Source organism: Pantoea sp. Morm (genome assembly GCF_016643525.1).
GTDB lineage: Bacteria > Pseudomonadota > Gammaproteobacteria > Enterobacterales > Enterobacteriaceae > Pantoea > Pantoea dispersa.
Genome location: NZ_VOQX01000201.1, coordinates 1 through 2,583, shown reverse-complemented (window position 1 = coordinate 2,583; position 2,583 = coordinate 1). Strand labels below are relative to the sequence as shown.

2 protein-coding genes and 1 pseudogene are annotated in these 2,583 nt (G+C 57.0%); 2 read left to right on the top strand and 1 reads right to left on the bottom strand.

Going from position 1 to position 2,583, the window contains the following annotated elements:
• The coding region (gene uxuA, locus FT726_RS26745) for a mannonate dehydratase (protein ID WP_346303790.1) at positions 1-555 on the bottom strand (555 nt) is incomplete at its 3' end.
• Positions 556-919: 364 nt separating this feature from the next.
• Between uxuA and FT726_RS26740 the strand changes: the two genes are divergently transcribed.
• Both FT726_RS26740 and FT726_RS26735 read left to right on the top strand, forming a co-directional pair.
• Positions 920-2,221: an MFS transporter gene (locus FT726_RS26740; protein ID WP_021509925.1), complete on the top strand. Its 1,302-nt coding sequence runs from the start codon at positions 920-922 to the stop codon at positions 2,219-2,221.
• An 11-nt stretch (positions 2,222-2,232) separates the two neighbouring features.
• Positions 2,233-2,583 (top strand): annotated as a pseudogene (locus FT726_RS26735) (alpha-glucosidase); the annotation flags it as partial.

The following is a 2,583-nucleotide window of genomic DNA, read 5'->3' as shown; positions in this document are numbered from 1 at the left end:
TTCCGCGCCAGGTAATCCGGCGATGATGTTACGCGTCAGCCGCAGCTTGTGCTCTTCGCTCATGCTGGCGAAGCGCGCAGCGGCCTGGGCTATCTCGTCAGAGCTGAAATCATTTTCTGCTCCCTGACGCTGCAGGATATGCAGCTCAAATACCGCAAATTCAATCTGATCGAAGCGCAGCGCTTTCGCGCCATCCGGCAGCTCGAACGCCAGGTCGGTGCGCGTCCAGTCCAGAATCGGCATGAAGTTGTAGCACACGGTGTGGATGCCGCACTGCGCCAGATTGCGCAGCGACTGCTGATAATTGCTGATCCACTGCTGGCACTGCCCGCTGCCAGTTTTGATCTCCTCATGGATCGGAACACTCTCCACCACCGACCAGACCAGCCCGGCCGCCTCAATCATCGCTTTGCGCTGCAAAATCTCCTCCACCGGCCACACCTCGCCGTTAGGGATGTGATGCAGGGCAGTCACAATGCCGGTAGCGCCCGCCTGTCGGGCATCGGCGAGTGAAACGGGATCGTCAGGGCCATACCAGCGCCAGGTCTGCTTCATGTCGTTCTCTCCTGCGGGCCTGAGCATCACTCTCAAAGCCCTTCCATTTTGGTTGACCAATTTTACAAGCGAAGCGCTTTCTGAGTCGTAAAAAGTGCCTGCGCAGCGTCAAATTCAGCTTTTCATCGGCGGAAGTCAACCTGATAAATGATTTTGGTTAACCAGATCACAAATACCGCATCAGGCTGGCGACCACCTGGCCTAACTGTGGTTCACTCCCGGCGGATGGTTAAAACAGGACGCATCACGCCACGCCCGGCAATCAAGGGCCAGGGGTTATGCGCTGGCCGGTATGGACTCCACCTCCGGCCAGGCAGTCACAGACGTTGCTCACACATGCTGTTAATAATGAATGGAGAATCCGATGAACCGCAGTTTGAATCCAGGGATTGCCGCAACCGGCACGAAACGCGTCATCCGTCATCTGCGCTGGTGGGTGCTGGTGCTGTTTCTGGCCGGCGTCACCGTCAACTACATTACCCGTAACTCGTTAGGCATTCTGGCCCCCGAGCTGAAAACCAGTCTCGGCATCACCACAGAACAATATTCATGGATAGTCGGCGCTTTTCAGCTGGCTTATACCTTCTTTCAACCGATCTGCGGCTGGCTGATTGACGTCATTGGCCTCAAACTCGGCTTCTTCATCTGCGCCACCATCTGGGCGCTGGCCTGTCTGTTCCATGCCGGCGCCGCCAGCTGGTTGCACCTGGCCATTTTGCGCTTTGTCATGGGCGGCGCTGAAGCGGCCGCCACGCCGGCTAACGCCAAAGTGATTGGTGAATGGTTCCCGAAAAAAGAGCGTCCGATCGCGGCCGGCTGGGCCGGCGTCGGCTTCTCGATTGGCGCCATGCTGGCACCTCCCATCATCTACTTTGCCCACGCCTCGTTCGGCTGGCAGGGCGCATTCCTGTTTACCGGCTGTCTGGCTCTGGGCTGGGTGGTGCTGTGGTGGCTGTTGTATCGCGATCCGGAACGTAACCCGAATCTCAGCAGCGATGAGCTGGCCTTTATTCGTCAGGATAATGAGCCACCGGCGGTCAAACTGCCCTTCTTCAAAGCTCTGAAAACCGTCTCCAGAAACAAGCGTTTTTACGGTATCGCCATTCCCGCTTTTATGGCTGAACCGGCATGGGGCGTGCTGAGCTTCTGGGTACCGCTCTATCTGGCAAAAGACCTGGGAATGGACCTGAAACAGATTGCCATGTTCGCCTGGCTGCCGTTCCTCGCGGCGGATCTCGGCAGTGCAGCCAGCGGCTACCTGACGCGCATCTATACCCGGCTGTTTGGCTTCAGGCAGGTAAATTCCGTTGTCGCCAGCTCGGTCACCGGCGCCTTTCTGATGCTGTCGCTGGCACTGGTGGCGATGACCAAAGACCCCTATGTCGCGATTGCCCTGATCTCAATTGGCGGTTTTGGTCATCAGATCATCTCCTGCATGTTAAGTGCGCTGGTGGTGGAAAAATTCGATAAGGGCCAGATGGCCACGGTGAATGGCATGCGCGGCTCATTTGCCTGGATCTCCAGCTTCCTGTTTTCGCTGGTGATTGGCGTGACGGCTGACAAAATCGGCTTTAACCCGCTGTTTGTCGCCATGGGCTTTTTTGACCTGATCGGTGCAGTCTTCCTGATTGCGTTTATTGCTGAGCGTCGTTCAGCGACCCAATGAAGTAGGTAACGATGAAAACTTTAAAAAACTGGTCTTTAGCCCATTCTGATCGTCACCATGTGGTGCTTAACGTCGATGGCAAACACCATCTGTGCCTGTACGTGCTGGAAAAAGGTCTGTTCCGCGTGGTGATCAAGCGCCACGGCAACTACAGTCTGGACCGCACCTGGAGCATTGCGCCGGAACAGGATGTTCCGTGGGAAGGGCGTCCGCGCGACAGCCTGGCCGGATTTAGCCTGCCCGGCTTTACGCTGGAGGAAGAAGCCAGTTGTCTGACCATCAGTACCGACACGCTGCGCGTGATAGTGCGTCAGCCGCTGGCGCTGGAGTGGCAGTACCGTGATGCCGCTGGCGACTGGCAA